The following is a 19,942-nucleotide window of genomic DNA, read 5'->3' on the forward strand; positions in this document are numbered from 1 at the left end:
CTATGAGGATGACGGATCTTGAGCAGGGCGTCTACGAGCACCTCATCACCCGTGAGCTGGCCGACCGCCTTCAGCACGTCGATCCCGCCCTGGTCCAACACCACAGGCTCGACCCCGCCGACGCCCACCACACCCTCGCCCGCCACATAGCGGCCCTGGCCGCCCGCGCCTTGCAAGCCGTCCCGAGCGGCGACGACAAACTCCACCACCAGATCGAGCTGGCGAACCAGATCGCCAAGGCCATCGCCACCCTCAGCCCAAAGGCAGCGACAGCACAGGACCAGGTCACCGACGCCAAACACCTGCTCCACGCCATCGCCGCCCCACCAACCCCGCCCGCGCCACCTGCCTTCCCGCAGCGCCCCACCACTCCCCTCTCCACCGGCGCGCTGCTGGTCAACGGCCGGCACCAGCCCCGCATCGGTCACGAGGTCAACCACGAGATGGCCTCCGCCGAGAGCGTCGACCTGCTCTGCGCGTTCATCAAGTGGTACGGCCTGCGCATTGTCGAGCCGGCCATCCGTGAGCTGATCGCCCGTGGTGGCAGGGTCCGCGTCATCACCACCACCTACCTCGGTGCCACCGATCAGCGAGCGCTGGACCGGCTGATGGAGCTTGGCGCCGAGGTCAAGGTGTCGTACGAGACGAGGACGACAAGGCTGCACGCCAAGGCGTGGCTGTTCCGCAGAGCTAACGGCACCACCACCGCGTACGTCGGCTCGTCGAACCTGTCGAAGACCGCGCTTGTGGACGGCGTGGAGTGGAACGTCCGCATCTCGAACATGGAGCAGCCGCACGTCATCGACACGTTCACGGCGACGTTCGAGGACTACTGGAACGACCCGGCGTTCGAGGCGTACGACGCGACCCGGGACGCCGAGCGGCTTCGGCACGCGTTGAGCGGGGAGCGCCGCGACCAGGCGCCCACCGAGATCTCGAACCTGGACGTGCGCCCGTACCCCTACCAGGCCGAGATCCTTGCCGACCTGGACGCGGAGCGGTTGGTGCACGGCCGATGGCGCAACCTGGTGGTGATGGCGACCGGCACCGGCAAGACGGTGGTCGCCGCCCTCGACTACCGCCGGCTGCAACGCAACAACAGGGTGGATTCACTGCTCTTCGTCGCTCACCAGGAGCAGATCCTGCGGCAGAGCCTGTCGACGTTCCGGCAGGTGATGGGGGACGGCAGCTTCGGCGAGACGCTTGTCGCGGGTGAGAAGCCGAACGGCTGGAAGCATGTCTTCGCCTCCATCCAGTCGCTGCACCGCCGGGAGGTGGACCCCGAGGCGTACGACATGGTGATCGTCGACGAGTTCCACCACGCGGAGGCCCCGACGTACGCGCGGCTGTTGGAGCGACTGCGTCCGCGCGTACTCCTGGGGCTGACGGCGACCCCCGACCGGGCCGACGGCGGCGACGTGCGCCGGTGGTTCGACGGCCGTGCGGCAGTTGAGCTGCACCTGTGGGAGGCGTTGGAGCGGCAGTTGCTGGCGCCGTTCCAGTATTTCGGGCTGCACGACGACGTGGATCTGTCGCAGGTCACCTGGAAGCGCGGGCAGGGCTACGACCTGGCGGAACTCAACGTTCTCTACACCGGCAACCACGCTCGGGCGCGGTCGGTGCTGCGTGCGGTCGACGACAAGGTGGACGTCGGGCGGATGCGGGCGCTCGGGTTCTGCGTGAGCATCGGGCACGCGGAGTTCATGGCCGATTGGTTCCGACGGCACGGCGTCGCGGCGGCGGCGGTGACGTCAGGTGTCGACCGGGCGGCGCAGCAGGGGATGCTGCGGGACTTCAGGGCCGGCAAGCTGCGGGTGCTCTTCACTGTGGACCTGTTCAACGAGGGCGTCGACCTGCCGATGGTCGACACGATCCTGCTGCTGCGACCCACCGAGAGCGCCACGATCTTCCTGCAACAGCTCGGCCGTGGCCTGCGCCTGGACGACGACAAGCCCTGCCTGACCGTGCTCGACTTCATCGGCGGGCAGCACGCCAACTTCCGGTTCGACATGCGCTGGCGTGCCCTGACCGGGGTGAGTCGACGGGCGATCATCGAGGCGGTTCGCGACGACTTCCCGAGCCTGCCCAGCGGTTGCCACGTCGAGCTGGACCGGGTGGCAAAGGAGGTGGTGCTCGCCAACCTGAAGAGCGCGCTGCCCACCTCAAAGGCCGGCCTGGTGTCTGAGCTGCGGCAACTCGGCGACGTCAGCCTGGCGACGTTCCTGCACGAGACCGGTCTGGAGATCGAGGACGTCTACCGGTCGGCCAGCATCGGCGGCTGGACCGGGCTGCGGCGGCTCGCCGGCCTTGAGACGTCCGCGCCCGGCCCGGATGACCGGGAGCTGGGCCGGGCCATCTGTCGCATGCTGCACACCGATGACACCGACCGGCTGGAGCTACTGACCCAGGTCGCGGCCGGACCGCCCGCGCCAGGTCAGCAGGTGTACGCGGGCAACGGCCGCCTGCTGGACATGCTGCACTTCAGCCTCTGGGGGCCGAACGCACCCCTGGCCGGGCGCGACGAGCGGTTGACGCAACTGTGGAAGAACCCGGCGCGCTGCACCGAGTTGCGGCAGGTCGCCGAGGTGCTGCGGGACCGCATCCACCGGGTCACGCCGACCACCGCCCCGGGTGCCGTGCCGTTGCGGGTGCACGCCCGGTACAGCCGCAACGAGGCGTGTGCCGCCTTCGGGATGACCAACCCGGGCTCGCTGCGCGAGGGGGTGAAGTGGCTGCCCGACGCGGGTGCCGACCTGTTCTTCGTCACCCTGGTCAAGTCGGAGGCGCACTACTCCCCCACCACGATGTATGCCGACCGGGCGATCACCGACAGCCTGTTCCAGTGGGAGTCGCAGAGCACCACCTCGGCGGCGTCGGCGACCGGGCAGCGCTACACGTCCGGCGGCTCGTCGGTGCACCTGTTCGTCCGGGAGACCCGCATCGCCGACCGCGACCTGGGCGCACCGCCGTACCTCTACGCCGGCACCATGACGTACGAGTCGCACACCGGCGACCGTCCCATGCGCATCCTGTGGCAACTCCACCACGCCCTACCTGCCGACGTGTACGCCACCGCGCGGACGATCGCCGCCTGAGCCTTCCGCGCCACGCTGAACGCGCCCGGCCCGACGAAGCATCGAGCCGGGCGCGTCGAACGAGCTATGCGACGAAGCGTGCCCGGCGTCGGCGTCCGATCACGTAGACCACGCCGCCGATGAGCAGAAGCGCAGCGCCAATGCCGGCCACGGTCGCGGTTTGGGCACCGGTCACCGGCAGCCCGCCGTCGCCGCCGCCCGCGCCCGCGGGGGTGGTGGAAGAGGCAGGGGTCGGCACGACGGTCGTCGTGGCGCTGGGCGAGACGCTCGGTGAGACGCTCGGCGTGGCAGTCGGCGTCGCGGTGGGCCGAGACGTCGGGGTCGCCGTCGGCTGAGACTTGCAGTCAAGCGCACGCGCGGCGTACAGACCGTCGTTCAGGTATGCCAGGTAGGCATCGACGGCTTGCTCGTCGAGCACCTTCTGTGCGGCCGCTTTCACGTTGGGGCCAGCGCCCGTCATCGTCTGGCCCACCGAGATCCGCAGAGCAGTCAGCCAGTCTGTCTGCAAATCCTTCTTGAGGTACGCACGGAGCTCGTCCGGCGTGCCCTTCAGCCGCGCCTGGATCCTGTCCGGCAGGACGGGCAACGAGTCGGTCGCGGCCAGGATATCGGCGCTCAGTATCCGCAGCTGCTGATTCGTGGCGGTGTCCAGGTCGATGGTGACAAGCTCGCGAATGTCCTTGTACACCGTGCGCTCGACCGCCTGGCAGGCCGCGTTCAGGCCGGGCGCTTTGGTTTGTGCCATCGCCGGTGCCGCCGGAACCAGAAAAGCCAGCGCTATGAGGGCACCGGCCGTGAACTTCCGTCGCATGTGGATTTTCCTCCCCGTGTTGATCAAAGCATGGCGATATTACAGTCAGCCGGCGGAGAGGGATGCCCCACGGATCAGAGGAGTCGGGTAGGTCACCGGCACCCCGCCCGTCCAGCAGTCGCCGTTGAACGCCACCGTCTCCTCAATGGAGGCAGCGAACCCAGGTGGACCTGTCGACAGAACGGGCGGCTCGTCGGTGCACCTGTTCGTCCGGGAGACCGGGTCCCCGACCGGGACCTGGGCGCTCCGGCGTACCTGTACGCCGGCACCATGACGTACGAGTCGCACACCGGCGACCGGCCCATCCGGATTCTCTGGCGGCTCCACCACGCCCTGCCCGCCGACGTCTACGCCACCGCCTGCACGATCGCCGCCTAGTGCTGCTCTTGGAGTGGGTCAGGGACAGCGGTGTCGAATTGACTCGCCTCCTGCTGGCGCAGTGCGACTAGCTCGGTTGGTCGACGGCGCGGGCGTGTCGCCCGCCGGCCGGCCGCTCGTCCGCGTGGCCCGGCCACCACGCCTTGTGCCCGATCAGCGCGGTCAGCGCCGGGACGAGGAACATCGACATGACGAACGCCGACAGCACGATGCCGATCGCCACCGCGAAGCCCATCTGCTGAAGGAAGGAGATCGGCGCGAGCAGCAGCACCGCGAACGTGCCGGCCAGGATCAGTCCGGCTGCCGCGACGGTTGGGCCGGCGTGTTGCACACCGATGGCGGCGGCCTCGTGTGGTGCGTTGCCCTCCCGCGCTTCCTCGCGTAGTCGGGCGATCATCAGGATGTTGTAGTCGGTCCCGATCGCCACCACGAAGAGGTAGAGGATGATCGGCAACTGGAAGGTGACACCGGGCTCGCCCTGAAGCCCTTGGAAGAGGTAGACGGTCGCGCCCAGTGTGGCGGCGAAGTTGAGCAGCACCGCGATCACCAGATAGATCGGCGCGACCAGGCTGCGCAGCAGCAGCGCGAGGATGAGCGCGATCAGGCCGGCTGCGACCGGCAGGATCACCGAGAGGTCGCGGTTGTTCGCCGAGTTGATGTCCGCGAAGATCGCGGTGGTCCCGCCCACCAGCGCCCGGGTGCCGGGCGGCGCCGACGCGTGCACGGCATCGCGCAGGTCCTCGCGGACGAGGGTGATCGCCTTGTTGGCGACCGGGTTCTCGTTGAGCAGCAGATTGACTCGGGCCACACTCGGGTCGGTGCTGCGCTCCGGCGGCTGCGCCTGGCCCACACCCGGGGCTTTCGCTATGGCCGCGGCGAACTCGTTGACCTGCTGCTCGGTCAGTTGTGACCCGTTACTGGTGGTCAGGTAGACCTCGGTGGGGGCGAGCGCACCGGCGGCGAAGCCGCGCTGGAGGTCCTGCGCGGCCTTTGCCGACTCGGTGTCCTGCGGGAAGCCGGCGCTGAAGTCGTAGTCGGCCTTGTAGCTCAGCACGCCTGCGGCGAGCGCGACCAGGATGATGCCGGAGATCGCCGCGACAAGTGCCGGCCGGCGCCCGACGGTGCTGCCGAGCCGGTGCGAGATGGTGGCCTTGGGCGTACGCTGCCAGGCCTTCGACGGCCAGAAGACGTACCGGCCGAGCAGCGAGACGACCGCCGGGACGAGGGTGAGCGAGGTGACGAGCATGACGCCGACCGCGATCGCGAGCGCCGGGCCGAGCGAGCCGAAGAAGCCCAGGGAGGCGAGGAGCAGCACGAGGAACGCGACGATTACCGCTCCGGCGGCCGAGGTGATGACCTCGCCGACCCGCTGGACGGTGACGATCATCGCGGTGCGCTTGTCGTCGCCTGCGCGCAGCCGTTCCCGGTAGCGGAAGAGCAGGAACAGGATGTAGTCGGTGCCGATGCCGAACAGCACGATCAGCAGGATCGTCTGGAGGTCCTGACTGACACTGAGGTCGAATGCCTTGCCGGCGGCGGCGACGAGACCCGTCGTGATGCTCAGGACGACGCCGACGACCACCACGGGCAGCAGCGCGGCGACGGGGCTGCGGAAGATGATCAGGATCAGTCCGATGATCAGGATGATCGTCGCGATGCCGACCACGGCGAAGGCGTTGTTGAAGGTGTCCTCGTTGTCGACGAAGCTCGCCACGTCGCCGGCCACGCCCGCGGTCAGTCCGCTGTTCGCCAACTCCGGGCCGATGTTCGCTCGCAGATCGCGGACGGCGTCGAGCAGCGTTGGGTCGTCGGGGGTGGGGGCGTCGAGCCCGACGTTGACGATCTGCACCGACCTGTCCGGTGCCACTGCCTGCGGACCGGTCTGGTAGCCGGACGTGTCCGGGATGTTCTTGGCCTTGAGCGCCTGGGCGAGCTTGCCCACCGTCGACTCGTCCGCCGGCGTCAGCTTCTGCCCGTCGGCGCGCTTGACCACGATGACCGCGGTCGCGGTGGCCTGCTGTGGAAACGCCTTCTGCCCGAGTTCGGTAGCCTGCACGGACTCGTACGAGCGGGGCAGGAAGCTTTCCTGATCCGCTGAGGTGATGTCGCTGAGCGATGGTGTGGTGAGGATGATGGCTGCCGCCACCACCACCCACCCGGCAATCACCCACCACGCTCTGCCCACAACGAATCTGCCCAGCCGCTCGAACATGGTTCCCCCCGTGCGTTCGACACCACAGTCGTCTGGCCTGGAGCGCCCAGGGCGCGCGCCCCATCACTCTTCCGGATGGTCTTCGCTACCCGCTGTGCAGACTACAGTCGCCCGCCAAACCTTTCCGGATACTTGGCCGTCGAGGGTGGCGGGAGTTTCAGATGTCGGGGTGCGCGAGCACCGCGGGCATCAGCGATAAACGTGCCGACGTTGGACACCCGGCCCTCGATCAGGTAGCCGACTCACCCGCTGCGGTCGGCGAGGAGTTCGCGGGCGTACAGCTGCTCGACATGTCGGGACAACACGAGGATCGGCAGCCCAGGCAGCTACGTCCGGGCCGCCAGGGCCGGCGGCCGAGCTGGCCCGCGCTGTCGCCGGCGCGCTCATCGTTGCAGCGTCGCGGTAGCGTAGCCGTCCGGGTAGAACTGGTAGTAGTCGCGGTACCGGACCGTGAAGATGGTGGTGCCGCGCGGCAGCGAGTAGGTGAGGGTGTATCTGCCGGTGGCGTCCAGCTTGCCGCGCCAGAACTCCCGCTCGGCCCCGCCGTTGGTCGACGCGGTGATCCACCAGTAGTTGTCGTCACCGATGGGCGAACTCCACGTCACGGTGAGCTGCGCGGTCTGCTTGTCCTTGCCGCCCCCGAGCTGGGCGGTGACGGCCAGGTCGGTGACCGGCGGCGTCGGCGGGTGCGCCGGCCCGAAGGAGTGCAGCAGCTGAGTTTCCTGGTAGGGATCGGTCGAGGTGACCGCCCAGGCCCGGGTGCCGTCCCGGTTCACCAGCAGCGTGCCCGCCCAGAGGCTGTCGTCGCTGCGGAAGTCGACGGCGTACGTCGGGACCGTGCTGCCCTTGGCGTAGAGGTAGACATCGGCGGCACCGGAGGCGGTCAGGGCGCGGCCGATGGCGACGGTCGAGCCGTCCCCGGACCAGGCGGCGTCCTGCGGATAGACGCCGCTCGGATAGACGTTGGCGTCGGCGAGATCCGGCAGCCGGTACGAGTGGTGCTCGTACGGGCTGCCCACCGTCTCCACCACTTCGGTGCCGTCCGGGCTCACGGCGTAGTCGATGAGGTTGCTGCCGGTGTAGTCCCGCTGTGCGACGATCGTCGGGCTGTCACCGGAGACATCGATGACATACGTGGTGACGGGCGAGTACCCGGTGTCGCCGGCGACGAGGAGACCGGGCGCGCCGGGGCTGGCGTCGATGATCGGATGGTAGTTGGGACCCGCGGTGTAAACCACTGGCGAGGTTCCGGGCGCGGACCAGACCAGCAGACCGCCGGAGCCGATACCGGCGTCGATGAACCCGCCGACGACCTTCTCGCCAGTCGGTTCGACCGTGTACAGGTGGGCGCCGACGGGTGCGGGATAGCTGGCGATGATGGTGAGCGTGGCGGCATCCAACGCGATGATCCGGTTGAAGCCCTGGGCCGCGTACAGGAAGCGTCCGTCGGCACTGAGGACGAGGTCGGAAATGTCAGCGACCGCGGTGACCCGGGACAGCAGGCGGCCGTCGAGATCGGTCACCACCAGCGGCAGTGCGCCACCAACCCCCTGTGCGATGTATAGGCGGCCGCGCGCTTCGTCGAGCTCGATCGCCCGCAGGTCGTCCACCGGCAGCTGGACGCCGACGCTCTTCAGCACGGCCGGCTCGGCGGCGGCCGGGGCAGCTCTCAACAGCTCCCCAGCGCTGAGCCCGATCGCCGCGAGCACCCCGGACGCCAGCAGTTGGCGACGCCGCATGACACCTCCCCGTGTCGGCCAGCCGCATGCTGACGGCAAGGCGAGATCTTAGTACCGGGCTCCCTGCTGGCACTGTCCCGCACCGCTCGGCCCGCCCTACCGCAGCCGTCCACGGTGGGCGGAAGGGCGCACGAGCCGCCGCGCCCTCGACGCTGGCGTCGCATGACGCTGGCCGGGGGCGCGGCGATCGACAGGTGGGCTCCGATCGGAGCCGCACGACTCGCGGTTACGTCCTGCGGCTGGTCACGGGCTGGCGCAGGTCGGTGACGTGGTGGCTGGCGTGCCGGAGCCGAGGAAGCCGAAGCTCGTCGTCGCACCCGCGGCGAGCGAGCCGTTGTAGGAGACGTTGCGCACCGTCGCGGTTGACCCGCTGGTGCTCAGGGTGCCGCTCCAGACCTGGCTGATGCTCTGGCCGTTGTTCAGCTCCCACCTGACGGTCCATCCGTCGATGGCTGCGGTGCCGGCGGTCACTGTCACCTCACCCTGGAAACCGCCGGACCACGCGTTGACGGTGCGGTAGGTCGCGGTGCAGGTGGGACCGGCGGGTGGTGGCGTGGTGGGCGTACCCGTGGTTGGTGGGGCGGACGTGGGCGGTGCCGGCGGGCCGTCCGGCGGCACCAGGGGGCAGGTGGCGTTGTACCGCGAAACGCCGGTGCTGTCCGCCAGTGGGCAGAGGAACTGGGTGTAGCGGGTGTCGTTGTCCAGGAAGATCTTGAGCCAGGGGATCAGGAGTCGCATCTCGGTGGGGTTCGGCCTGGTGAACGAGAGGTGGTCGTTGCCGGCCAGTTCCGCCCAGGCATGTTCCACGCCGGCCGGCAGGGTGTTGTAGATGCCCTGCACGTAGGAGGGCGTGACCGTGCCGTCGTTCTGCCCCGACAGGAGCATGGTGGGGACCTGGGTGGTGGACATGTTCAGGTTGTTGCCGGGCGTACCGGGTGCGAGGCCGACCGCCGCCTTCAGGGTCGGCCTCCGGAGGGCGGCGAGGAGGGTTCCGGCGCCGCCCGCCGAGTGGCCCATGACGCCCAGCCGGTCGGCGTCGACCCGGTTGCGCAGCGGGCTGGTTCGGGTGAGGTAGTCCAGTGCGGCGAGCAGCTGGGTGGCGCGGGCGTCCGCGCCGTCGGTGCGGCTGTTGGTCTCGATGCCGATCACCACGAACCCGAAGGACGCCAGCCAGGGGCCCATCCAGGCTTCCTCGTTGGCGAACAGGGCGGAGTAGCCGGGAACGATCGCGACCGCGCCCCAGGTGCCCTGGCTGGTGTCGGTCGGGTAGTAGACGTACCCGCCGTTGAAGCCGTTGCCCGCGGGCACTGTCGCCTGCGCCGTGGCGAACGGGCCGCGGGTGGCGGCGACGCTGGCCGGGGTCGGATCCGGACCCCGTTGGTACGGGCTGTCGGCGGCGGCCGCATCCCGGGTCGTTGTGGCCAGCGCCAGGCCGAGGACCACCGCGAGCGCGGCCGTCAGCCATCGTGTGGGCTGCTTCATCGGCGACTGAACTGCTGGTTGGCCTGGCCGGTGCAGGTCCAGAGGACGAGCTTCGTGCCGTTGGCGGTGCCCTGGTTGTACGGGTCCAGGCAGAGGCCGGACTGCACGCCGGTGATGGTGCCGTTCGCGTTGACGTTCCACTGCTGGTTCGTCCCGCCGTGGCAGTCGTAGATGGTGACCTGGGTGCCCGGTGCGGTGCTGTTGCCGGCGGCGTCGAGGCACTTGTTGCCGTAGACGGTCAGCGCCTTGCTGGACGTGTACGTCCACTGTTGGTTCGTGCCGCCGTGGCAGTCCCACAGGTTCACCTGGGTGCTGTTGGTGGTGGAGTAGCCGGGGACGTCGACGCACCTGCCGGAGCGGGTGCCCACGAGCGTGGTGGTCTGTCCGCCGCCGCTGCCCGGGTTGCCGATGCTGCCGGGCACCGACTGCAACGCGCCGTACCAGCGGGCGGCCATCTTGTCGTAGCCGCCGGCGGTGGGGTGGACGCCGTCGATCAGGTCGGCGGTGGTGAGAGCGCTGTGCATGTCGACCAGGTGCACCCGCTTGCCGGCGTTCACCTTGCTCTGCACGATGCCGGGGATCGCCGCGTTGAAGGTGCGGTTGGCCGCCTCCTGGCCGCTGTTGGAGAGCGGAATGAGCTGCGCCACGAACACCTCGGCGGTGGGCACGGTGGTGGTGATCTTGTCGATCAGGGTGGAGAGCCGGTTCGGTGCGGTGCTCACGTTGTAGTTCTGCAGGATGTCGTTGGTGCCGATGTGCAGCAGGACGGTCTGCGGTCGTTGGGTGTTCAGCCAGCCGACGATGTTCGCGTCGATCTGGTCGATGCGCCAGCCGGGATGCCCCTGGTGGTCGTGGTCACCGAGGCTGGCCGGCCCGTTGAACTGCGACCCGACGAAGTCCACCGTGTACCGGGCGCTGGCGAGGCGCTGCCACAACCCGATGCGGTACCCGCCGGGCACCTGGGTGCCCTCGGTGATGGAGTCGCCGAGCGGCATCACCCGCACCCCGCCGTTGGATTCCGCGTTGGCCGGCCCGGTGGGTGTCACCACTCCGGCGACCACGACACCGAGCGCGGCGAGCGTCGCGAGCCATCGTGCCCTCGTTCGCATAGCTTTCTCCCCTGGATTGGTCGAGCTGGCCGAGGGCATGGGCCGACCGGGAGGGCCGCCACGGGCAGCCGGCAACCGTCTGAGAGCGGGGCCGGCCGGACCGAGCAGCCGCCGGCTGCCGGGTGTTTCACCCGGCGGGCGCCGATCGTCACATCGGCATGGCGTTACTGCCTCAGCACTGGGACGAGTGTGAGCGTTAACAGAGAAGAGTGTAGATTCCTCGGATTGATCTGGTCTACTGTCTGCCGCGCCCTCCGCTTGACCGCGCGTTAGGTTACGAGGATGGAGCAGCGGATCAGTCTGATCACCCTCGGCGTCTCGGACCTGGCGCGCGCCACAGCGTTCTACCAGCACCTCGGCTGGCAGGGCCAGGAGGTCGAGGAGACGGTCTTCCTCCAGGCCGGCGGCCTGGCCCTCGTGCTCTGGGGTCGCGACAAACTCGCCGCCGACGCCGGCATCGACGATCCGGGCACCGACGGCTTCCGCGGGGTGACCCTGGCCCAGAACGTCCGCTCCCGGGCCGAGGTCGACGAGGTGATCGCCACCGCGACCGAGGCCGGTGCCACGGTGACCAAGCCGGCTGCGGAGACCTTCTACGGCGGCTACGCCGGCTATTTCGCCGATCCGGACGGTCACCTGTGGGAGATCTCCTGGAACCCCGGCTTCACCCTCGCCGCGGACGGCACCCTGACCGTGCCCGACTTCAGCGCGATGGACTGAACACGCCGCGCGATAGCACGCCGCACGGAAGCACGCCGCACGGAAGCACGGAGCCACAGCCGGACGGAAGCACAGCCGATCAGGGCGCCGGTGACGGACAGAGCAACGGGTCCAGCAACAGAGGTTGCAGCGGATCCAGGCAGACGAGCACCAGCGCAGGCGAGGGCGAGGGCGACGCGGGCACGGTCGGTGAGACCGGTGCGGCCGGCGGGCTCGGGGCGGTGGACGGGTCCATCGTGGCCTCCGGGTCGGGCGTCGGACCAGCCGACGAGTCCGGAGCGACAGATGGCGTGGCGACCGGCGGCAGGGCCAGCACGATTGACGGCCCCACAACCGCGGAGACAGCCGCCCGCACCGCCGGCCGAGCAGGCGACGCGGTGGACGGCCGGCGCGGTGCGTCACGGTCGATCACCGCAACGCCGGCCTCGGGTGCCAGCGGCCCGACCGGACCTACCGGAATGAGGACCGCGCCCAGGGCGAAGACCTCCGCCCGCCGCACCGGGCCGGCCTGCACCGATTCCGCCGCACGAGGCCCCATGGCGCGAGGCCCCATACCGCCGGACCCCACGGCGGCGGGCCCCAGCGCACCGGGACCCAGCGTCGCGAACACCACCGCCGCGACGGCGGCAGCGCCGAGTGCCCGGCGGTCGGGGCGGACCGCGGTCCGTGGTGCCTCCTCCGGCCCCACCACTGGCAACGGCACGGGCCGGGCGTCGCGATGGGCGGTCCGTAACGCGTCGACCCGCGCGGCGACGTCGGCGCGCTCCCCGGCGGCCACGGCGACGGCAAGAGTGAGATAGAAGCGGAAGTTCACCACGGCATTGGCCGGGACCAGCAGCCCCGACAGTCGACGGTGATCGGGCAGCAGGGTGACCGGGACGTCGGGGTGGTGGGCGGGGCCGCCCAGGTCCGCGTACCGCCACTCGCGTCGGTGCGCACGACCGGCGATGGCGACCCGGTGGCTGGTCACGACGGCCAGGCCCGTGTCGACCGCCCGCAGGCCGGCCGGCAGCGCCTCGGCCGAGGCGGGGGCGAAGTCGCACGGGCCCGGCGTGGGCAGCCCGGGTACGTGCCGCGCCTCGGCCTCGACGAGGGTGGCGACGGGGAGGACACGGAAGACGAGTTCGTCGTGGTCGAGATCCACTGGCAGGCCGCTGCGGGGCTGCGTACAGCCGAGGAAGCCGGCGGCTTCGATGCGCAGCCGGGCCAGGTGGTCGTCGCGGCGCAGCCAGGCGTCGGTGGCGTCGCGGTACGCGCGCTGCCGGCGCTCGTTCTCGCGCTCGGCCCAGGCGATCCGCCAGGGGGCGCAGGCCACGGAGGTCACGGTCACACGCGATACAACCGCTCGTGTACGTGACAGGGAACGCGACCACGATCGATGTATCCCGTTGCGCCCGAAAGGAGATAATTTCAGCCGGCGCGGCGCGGGTGGCGCACCGGGCCGGGCGGGTTCTCGGCGGGAAACCTCGACCGGGTCCGTGGCGGGTACGCCTCGCAGTGCTCGGCCCACTGCTCGGCGGCGGCGGCGAGGGCGTCCGCCGAGACGGTGAGGATCAGCGGGTAGATCGCCCCGGAGGGGCGGCGCATCCACGGCGGCAGCGACTCGGCGGAGAACTCCACGATCAGCTCCAGCCGGCGGCGACGGAGCACCCGGCTGCGCAGGGCCAGGTTGGGTTCGGTGAAGCGGACCATCGCCGGTGGTGCGTTCGACCCGAGGGCCGCGGTGGCCTGCCCGTGCAGCCAGCCGCCGAACGCCCGGGCCTCCTCGACCATGAGACTCGGGTAGTGGTGCGACCAGGTCTGACCGTCGGCGGTGCGGGCGTCCACCTCGATGAGCAGCCAGTCGTGCCAGCCGGGTGCGGCCCGGTCGGGGTCGTCGGGCGGGTCGATGCCAGGCTGGTAGCCGACGGGGCGTATCCGCACCCGCGCGCCATCGTCAGACCGGATCTCCACTCGATCATTGTGGCCGACCGAAAAGGGCTTAAACCACCAAACCGGTCACTTGGTGATCGTTCGCCGCACGCCCCGGTGCTCGGCGCAGGCGTCGGACCGGCCGCCGGCCAGGCTGACCGAGCCGTCCCGGCACTGCACGAGGTAGCCCCGCCCGGCCCAGAACTGCGGCACGCAGTCGAACCAGTCGCACACCTCGGTGGCGGGCTTGCGGATCCGGGTGCCGCCGCAGAAGCCGTACCCCAGGGGGTTCTGTGGCGCCCCGCAGCGCGGGTCACCGGTCGTGCTGGGTGCCGCGCGGGGTGGCTTCGCCGGCTTCGGCGCCGGGGTGCCGCGGGTGAGCGCCGGGGGCGCCGGACGGATCAGCACCGGCTCGCCGCTCGGGGTGGCGGCGGCGGCGACCTCCGGGCCGCCGGTCGGGTCGGACGGGTCCGACTCGATGAGCGCCGCCGGCACCAGCAGCGCCAGAGCGGCAGCCACCGCGATGGTCCGGCGACCACCGGGGACGAACGACGATAGTCGGGCCTGCCCGGGAGTGGCCACGGCCGGCCGGAACGGCTTGAGCTGGGCGTGCTCCGCGATCAGCTCGTCGAGTTGGGCGAGCACCGCGGCGCGCTGTTCGATCGCGTCGGCGAAGGCCAGGGTCAGCTTGAACCGGAAGTCCGGTGCCGCGTCGGTGGGCAACAGCAACCCGGCGGTACGCCGGTGGTCCAGCACCTGGATCAGGGTGACCGGCGACGCGGGGTCGTGGGCCAGGCCGGTCATCCGACCGTACGCCCAGTCGCGCCGGCCGCGCCCGCCGAGCAGCACCAACCGGCGGCTGGTGATCACGGCCATACCGGCGTCGGTGACGCGCACGCCGTCCGGGCGACGCGGGCGTAGCGGCCCGGCCGGCAGGGCGACCGTGAGATCCGGGGCGGGCAGCACCGCCGTGTGTCGTACCTCGACCAACTGCGCGGCGGGCAGCGCCCAGAGCACCACCTCGTCGGCGGTCAACTCCATGGGCAGGCCCGCACCGGCCGCGGCGGAACCGTGGAAGTCGGCGGCCAGGGCACGTAGTCGCCGTAACTCGTCGTCGCGGCGTCGCCAGGCCTTCTCGGCCCCCCGGTACGTGCTCACCCGCCGCACGTTCTGCCGGTGCGCCCACCGGTAACGCCATGTGGAACCCGTCGAATCAGTCTTCGCCACGCCGACTCCTTCGCCGCGTAGGCCACCAATCTGGGTGTCTCCTCGTTCAACAGGCACGGCGTGGCACCCGGAAACGCCGAAACGGGCGAGATACCCGATTGGCCAGTAAAACGACCCAATCGGCCGATACTGCCGCGTCGACGTTCCACCTTTGCGCGGGTCGTGCGGGGGCGGCCGTCGTCTCGGTAACGTCAGCCGCAGCCGGGTGGCGTCGCCGCCGCACCGCCGCACGAAGGGGGTGAGCGTCATGCCACAGGAGACCCGGTCCGGCGTGGTCATCGGCGTCGACATCGGCACCACGAGCACCAAGGCCGTCGCGTACGACACCGACGGGCGGCAACTCGGCAGGCACTCGGTCGGCTACCCGCTGAACGACCCGCAACCCGGCTACGCCGAGCAGGACCCGCACCTCATCCTCGACGCGGTGCTCAAGTCGGTGAGCGTGGTCGTGGCCGAGCTGGTCCAGCCGGTGGCCGGGCTGTCGTTCAGCTCCGCCATGCACAGCCTGATCGGGCTGGACCCGGACGGCAATCCGCTCACCCCGTCGGTGACCTGGGCCGACTCACGCTCGACCCAGCAGGCCGAGCGGCTCCGGGCGGTCCCGTCCGGGCTGGCCCTGCACCGGCGCACCGGCACGCCGATGCATCCGATGTCGCCGCTGCCCAAGCTGCTCTGGTTCGCCGAGCAGGAGCCGAAGCTCTTCGAGCGCGTCGCGCACTGGGTGGGCATCAAGGACTGGGTGCTGCTGCGGCTCTGCGACGCGCTGGTCACCGACCACTCGATCGCCTCGGCCAGCGGCCTGCTGGACATCCACCGACTGGCGTGGGACGACGAGGCGCTGGCCATCGCCGGCATCACCGAGGAGCAACTCCCCCAACTGGTCGCCACCACCGCCGTACTGCCCGGCCTCACCCCGCAGGCCGCGGCCGAGACCGGTCTGCCGGAACGCACCCCGGTGGTGGTCGGCGCCGGGGACGGGCCGCTCGCGAACCTGGGCCTGGGGGCGGTGCACCCCGGCATGGTGGCCTGCTCGATCGGCACCAGCGGCGCGATGCGGGTGATGGTCGAGCGACCCGGCGTGGACCCGCTCGGCGGCGTGTTCTGCTACGCGCTGACCGAGCACCGCTGGGCGGTCGGCGGCGCGATCAACAACGGCGGCATCGTCCTCAAGTGGGCAGGCGCCGCGCTCGCCCCGGACCTGGGCGAGCACGCCGAGGAGGACCTGGTCGCCCTGGCGGCCCGCGCGCCGGCCGGCTCGGGCGGGCTCATCATGCTGCCGTACCTGCACAGCGAACGGGCACCACACTGGAGCGCGCTGCCGCGCGGCGCGTACGTGGGGTTGACCCACAACCACCGTCGCGAGCATCTGATCCGCGCCGCGCTGGAGGGGGTCTGCCAGCAGCTCGCGCTGGTGCTCAGCTCGGTGCGGGCGGCCGGCAACGAGGTCCGCGAGATCCGTGCCGGTGGCGGCTTCGCCCGCAGCGGCCTGTGGCGGCAGATGCTCGCCGACGTGCTCGGCCTGCCGGTGAGCTTCCCGGCCGCACACGAGGGGTCCAGCTTCGGCGCGGCGCTGCTCGGCATGCAGGCGCTCGGGCTGATCCCCAGCATCGACGTCGCCGCCGACCTCGTCCGGATCGAGGAGACGATCCGCCCCGACCCGGCCGCCGCCGCCACGTACGCGGCGTTGCTGCCGCTCTTCGCCGAACTGTACGAGGCGCTGACACCCACGTTCACCTCGATCCGCCGGATGGCACCCGGCCTGCCCGCGGAACCCGAGCCGGCGACCGGACCCCCGATGTGACGGCTCGGCCGGCCCGCCTCGGGTCGACCCCGCTCCGGCTCGACCTGCCGTCGCGGCGAGCGGGTCAGGGGGCCTCCACGCCGGCGATCAGGTAGCGCTGCACGTCGGCGTCGAGGATGGCCGCCTCCTGCGCGTCACTCGGCCCGGAACCACGGAACGCCGCCAACTGCTCCGCGGACTCCCAGCGCTCGTAGACGTGGATCCGGCCGGGCTCCAACGGGTCGGCCGCGAGCAGGAAGTCGAGGCAGCCGGCGGCGGCACGCGCCTGCGTGATCACCTCTTCGCAGCCGGACAGGTAGGCCTCGCGCGTGGCCGGCTCGACCTGCAAACTGCCCGCGATGATCAACATGCTGTGCCTCCAGGGGTTGGTGTGGCTGATGAGCCCGATGCCGCTGAGTCATTTCTATACCTGTGTGTCATCACGCTCGTCGCGACATCGCCGCCCGGACGGGTGACGCCAGCCCCGTCGACCCCACCCGCCCCCGGCGCTTCATATCGTACAAACGTGAAAAAAAGCGACAAGAGGCGTTCATCTTCCCTACGGGGAGCCGCTGTCCGCGTACCCCGGAAAGGGCTGGCGGCGGCGGTCGCGCTCGCCGTGCTGGCCACGACCGGGCCGGCCACCGCGGAGGGCACCGGGCCCGGCGCGGAGCCGACGCCGGAGCGGGCGCCCACCAGCGAGGTGTCCTGGTTGTCGTTTCCCGGTGGGGTGTTCGCGGTGGACTCGCTCGGACACACCGTGCGCTACCGCGCCTGCGACGGTGACACCGGCCGGGTCGCCGACCCGGGCATGCGGGTCGCCGCGGGGGTGGCCAGCGGTGCGGTCGTCGTCGGGGGCACGGCCTACCGCTACCGGGTGCCGTTGACCGGCCGCAGCGACGGCACGCTGGAGGTGATCCAGCGGCACCGCCCGCCGACGACGCTCACCGGCGTGGTGGTCACCAGCCCGCAGCCGCCCACCGACCCGGTCGCGGGCGCCCGACTGTTCCCCCTCAGCGGGCAACTCGCCCGGGTGGTCGCCGACGCGAGCCTCAACCCGGCCGGGGTCACCGTTCGCGACCTGTCCGGCCGCTACGGCGACCAGCAGATCGCCGTCAACGGCGCGCTGCGCCCCAAGGCGGCAAGCGTGATCAAACTGTGGATCCTCGTCGAGCTGCTCCGCCGAGTCGACTGTGGACAGGTCTCGCTCGACGACGGCGTGCTGGTCACCCCGCAGGACGTGGTCGGCGGCACCGGCCAGCTCCAGTTCGAGACGTTCCCGCAGGTGGTCACCCTGCGTCGGCTCGCCCAATACCTGATCAAGTACAGCGACAACGTGGCCGCGAACGTGCTGATCACCTACCTGGGTGGGTTCGCCCCGGTCAACGCGCTCATCGACTCGATGAACCAACGATCCACCATCCTGGCCCGCCGGATGCTCGACAGCGCGGCCGCGCAGCGCGGCGAGGAGAACTACACCAGCCCGGACGACGTGGTGTCCCTGCTCAGCGCGGTCTGGGACGGCGAGATCCTCACCCCCGCCTCCCGCGACCTGATGATCGGGTTCATGCGGGAACAGACCCTCAACACCAAGATCCCGGCGGCGCTGCCACCCGGGGTGCCGGTGGCCCACAAGACCGGTGACCTGCCGGACGCCTCCCACGACGTCGGCTACTACCTGATCCCCGGCACCGAGACCGCCGTCGCGTTCCTCACCGCCGGGCCGATGGCCACCGGTGACGAGACGGTCCGCCGGATGGCCCGGACCGTCTACGACTTCCTGGTCACCCCCACCGCCGGAGGGGTCGAGGAGTGAGCAGGCGTCAGGCGCCGGGAATGTTCGCCGGCGGGTCCTCGCCGACCAGGCCGGCCGCCGGCGGCTCGGCCGACACCGACAGCCCGAAATCCGAGTACGTCAGGTCGAGCTGGGCGGTCTGCGACTGCTCGCTGGCCAACTCGATGCGGTAGCGGACCAGCCGACCCTGCTCGTCCACGGCCGCGGTGAACGGCACCGCGCCGGCCCGGGCACCCAGCACGTTACCGACCCCGTTGCCCAGCACCGCGCCGCTCTCGCGCAGGTCCAGTGTGCCGGCGTACTCCCGCGCACCGGTCTGCCGCACGGTCGTCGCCGCGGCGAGCGTGCCGGCCAGCTTGGTGTTGTCCAGGCCCTGCTGGGCGGGCGGCGACCCCGGGGCGCCGACGTGCCACCAGGTCTTGCCGTCCCAGACCGGGACGCGGCGGTCCGGAGCGCTGATCCGCACGTAGACGTCCGGCCCGGTGGTGAGCCGTTCGATCTTCACCGCACCGGTGGGCACCTTGAGCGAGGTGGTCTCCAGACCACGCTTCGCCAACGGGTCCCAGAGCACCACCGTGCTGTCCCCGCCCGCTGTCCCGCCGGTGTCCAACGTCAACTTGTAGGCCTGCTTGTCGACCTTCGCGGCGGCCGCCGACAGGACCCCGGCCGGGTCGGTCGGGGCGGGCGACGCCCCGGCGCGACCCGCGTCGGGTTCGTCACCGGTGACCACCAGCAGTGTCCACACCCCGGCGGCGACCGCCACGGCCAGGACGGCACCAGCGGCGATCAGCTTCGGTTTCTGCACGGTCATCTCCCCGGGGGCGCTGCGGTCCGGCCAGAGTAGCCGGACCGCACGCGCCGCTGCTCCCGGTCGGGCGCTGCTCCCGGTCGACCTGCCGATCAGGCGCGGCTGATCGCGTTGGCGTGGATGGCCTCGTTCAGGTAGACGGCCAGCCCCGGGGCGATGTTCTCGAAGTACGCGGTGAACCGCTCGTCGGCCAGGTACATGTCGGCCAACCCGGTGTGCATCTCGTACGAGCACTCGTAGAACCAGCGGCCGATGAGCTGCCGGTGCTCCTCGGCCAGGTCCATCGCCTCCGGGCTGTCCGCCGGCGCGCCCGAGTCCAGCAGCGCGACGATCCGCCGGCCCCAGTCCTCGTTCTCCGTCTTGTTACGCAGCCAGTCTTCCTTGGTGTAACGGGAGACCCGCCGGTTCGACTCCCGGTACGCGTCGGTGTCACCCCACCGCTGCTTCACCTCGGCCTCGTACTGCTCCGGGTCGGCGTCACCGAAGACCTCGAACCGCTCCTCCGGGGTGAGTTGGATGTTCATCTTGCTTGCCTCCATCGCGAACTCGATCGCCTCGACCATCTCCTGCAACCGCTTCACCCGTCCCGTCAGCAACTCGTGCTGGCGGCGCAGGTGCGCGGCCGGGTCGGCCGCCGGGTCGTCGATGATCGCGGTGATCTCCTCAAGCGGGAAACCCAGCTCCCGGTAGTACAGGACGAGTTGCAGCCGTTGCAGGTCCGCGTCGTCGTAGCGGCGGTAACCCGCCGGGGTCCGCCCGCTGGGCGAGAGCAGGCCGATCTCGTCGTAGTGGTGCAGCGTCCGCACCGTCACGCGAGCGACCTTCGCCACCTGACCCACCGTGTACGCCATGGTTCCCCTCCCTTCCGGAAACCA

At 70.7% G+C, this 19,942-nt stretch carries 15 protein-coding genes and 1 pseudogene; 4 read left to right on the forward strand and 12 right to left on the reverse strand.

Going from position 1 to position 19,942, the window contains the following annotated elements:
- The first annotated feature begins 8 nt into the window (after nt 1-8).
- Nucleotides 9-3,095, forward strand: a complete 3,087-nt coding sequence (locus tag ACGFIQ_RS03950; RefSeq protein WP_393238783.1) for a DUF3427 domain-containing protein — start codon at nt 9-11, stop codon at nt 3,093-3,095.
- 64 nt (nt 3,096-3,159) lie between these two features.
- On the opposite strand, the gene ACGFIQ_RS03955 is transcribed toward ACGFIQ_RS03950, so the two are convergent.
- From ACGFIQ_RS03955 to ACGFIQ_RS03980, 6 genes and pseudogenes are all read right to left on the reverse strand, one after another.
- Nucleotides 3,160-3,906 (reverse strand): LPXTG cell wall anchor domain-containing protein, encoded by a 747-nt coding sequence (locus tag ACGFIQ_RS03955; RefSeq protein ID WP_393238786.1) that lies wholly within the window; start codon nt 3,904-3,906, stop codon nt 3,160-3,162.
- Nucleotides 3,907-4,351: 445 nt separating this feature from the next.
- Nucleotides 4,352-6,451: an MMPL family transporter gene (locus ACGFIQ_RS03960; protein WP_393238789.1), complete on the reverse strand. Its 2,100-nt coding sequence runs from the start codon at nt 6,449-6,451 to the stop codon at nt 4,352-4,354.
- A 290-nt stretch (nt 6,452-6,741) separates the two neighbouring features.
- Nucleotides 6,742-6,819 (reverse strand): annotated as a pseudogene (locus tag ACGFIQ_RS03965) (DNA-binding response regulator); the annotation flags it as partial.
- A gap of 60 nt (nt 6,820-6,879) precedes the next feature.
- The gene (locus tag ACGFIQ_RS03970; RefSeq protein WP_393238792.1) at nt 6,880-8,235 is read right to left on the reverse strand and encodes a hypothetical protein; all 1,356 of its coding nucleotides are present in this window, start codon (nt 8,233-8,235) and stop codon (nt 6,880-6,882) included.
- Nucleotides 8,236-8,478: 243 nt separating this feature from the next.
- Nucleotides 8,479-9,717 carry a cellulose binding domain-containing protein gene (locus ACGFIQ_RS03975; protein WP_393238795.1) on the reverse strand — a complete coding sequence of 413 codons (1,239 nt, stop codon included), beginning with the start codon at nt 9,715-9,717 and terminating at the stop codon, nt 8,479-8,481.
- Nucleotides 9,714-10,826 carry a ricin-type beta-trefoil lectin domain protein gene (locus ACGFIQ_RS03980; RefSeq protein WP_393238798.1) on the reverse strand — a complete coding sequence of 371 codons (1,113 nt, stop codon included), beginning with the start codon at nt 10,824-10,826 and terminating at the stop codon, nt 9,714-9,716. The genes ACGFIQ_RS03975 and ACGFIQ_RS03980 overlap by 4 nt, the downstream gene beginning before the upstream one ends.
- Nucleotides 10,827-11,108: 282 nt before the next feature.
- Between ACGFIQ_RS03980 and ACGFIQ_RS03985 the strand changes: the two genes are divergently transcribed.
- A complete protein-coding gene (locus ACGFIQ_RS03985) occupies nt 11,109-11,546 on the forward strand; it encodes a VOC family protein (protein WP_393238801.1) in 438 nt (145 codons plus the stop codon).
- Nucleotides 11,547-11,625: 79 nt separating this feature from the next.
- On the opposite strand, the gene ACGFIQ_RS03990 is transcribed toward ACGFIQ_RS03985, so the two are convergent.
- The 3 genes from ACGFIQ_RS03990 to ACGFIQ_RS04000 all read right to left on the reverse strand — a co-directional run bounded on the left by ACGFIQ_RS03990 (nt 11,626) and on the right by ACGFIQ_RS04000 (nt 14,684).
- Nucleotides 11,626-12,870, reverse strand: coding sequence for a hypothetical protein (locus ACGFIQ_RS03990; protein WP_393238804.1), 1,245 nt, complete (start codon nt 12,868-12,870; stop codon nt 11,626-11,628).
- 86 nt (nt 12,871-12,956) lie between these two features.
- Complete coding sequence (locus ACGFIQ_RS03995) at nt 12,957-13,499, reverse strand: hypothetical protein (protein ID WP_393238807.1); 543 nt, start codon at nt 13,497-13,499, stop codon at nt 12,957-12,959.
- Between the two features lie 45 nt (nt 13,500-13,544).
- Nucleotides 13,545-14,684: a hypothetical protein gene (locus tag ACGFIQ_RS04000; protein ID WP_393238810.1), complete on the reverse strand. Its 1,140-nt coding sequence runs from the start codon at nt 14,682-14,684 to the stop codon at nt 13,545-13,547.
- A 247-nt stretch (nt 14,685-14,931) separates the two neighbouring features.
- On the opposite strand from ACGFIQ_RS04000, the gene ACGFIQ_RS04005 reads away from it, so the two are divergent.
- Nucleotides 14,932-16,485 carry a gluconokinase gene (locus tag ACGFIQ_RS04005; RefSeq protein WP_393238813.1) on the forward strand — a complete coding sequence of 518 codons (1,554 nt, stop codon included), beginning with the start codon at nt 14,932-14,934 and terminating at the stop codon, nt 16,483-16,485.
- Nucleotides 16,486-16,549: 64 nt separating this feature from the next.
- Here ACGFIQ_RS04005 and ACGFIQ_RS04010 read toward each other — a convergent pair whose 3' ends face one another.
- On the reverse strand, nt 16,550-16,834 hold the full coding sequence (locus tag ACGFIQ_RS04010; protein ID WP_357557748.1) for an antibiotic biosynthesis monooxygenase: 285 nt from the start codon (nt 16,832-16,834) through the stop codon (nt 16,550-16,552).
- A gap of 156 nt (nt 16,835-16,990) precedes the next feature.
- Here ACGFIQ_RS04010 and ACGFIQ_RS04015 point away from each other — a divergent pair, with 156 nt between their 5' ends.
- Nucleotides 16,991-18,280: a serine hydrolase gene (locus tag ACGFIQ_RS04015; protein ID WP_393238816.1), complete on the forward strand. Its 1,290-nt coding sequence runs from the start codon at nt 16,991-16,993 to the stop codon at nt 18,278-18,280.
- Nucleotides 18,281-18,287: 7 nt separating this feature from the next.
- Here the strand turns inward: ACGFIQ_RS04015 and ACGFIQ_RS04020 are convergent, their stop codons facing one another.
- Both ACGFIQ_RS04020 and ACGFIQ_RS04025 read right to left on the reverse strand, forming a co-directional pair.
- Nucleotides 18,288-19,064 (reverse strand): hypothetical protein, encoded by a 777-nt coding sequence (locus ACGFIQ_RS04020; RefSeq protein WP_393238818.1) that lies wholly within the window; start codon nt 19,062-19,064, stop codon nt 18,288-18,290.
- Between the two features lie 95 nt (nt 19,065-19,159).
- Entirely contained in the window at nt 19,160-19,918 is a 759-nt protein-coding gene (locus ACGFIQ_RS04025) for a MerR family transcriptional regulator (protein WP_393238820.1), read from the reverse strand.
- Between the last annotated feature and the right edge of the window lie 24 nt (nt 19,919-19,942).

The organism is Micromonospora sp. NPDC048898 (assembly GCF_043198035.1).
Taxonomy (GTDB): Bacteria; Actinomycetota; Actinomycetes; order Mycobacteriales; family Micromonosporaceae; genus Micromonospora.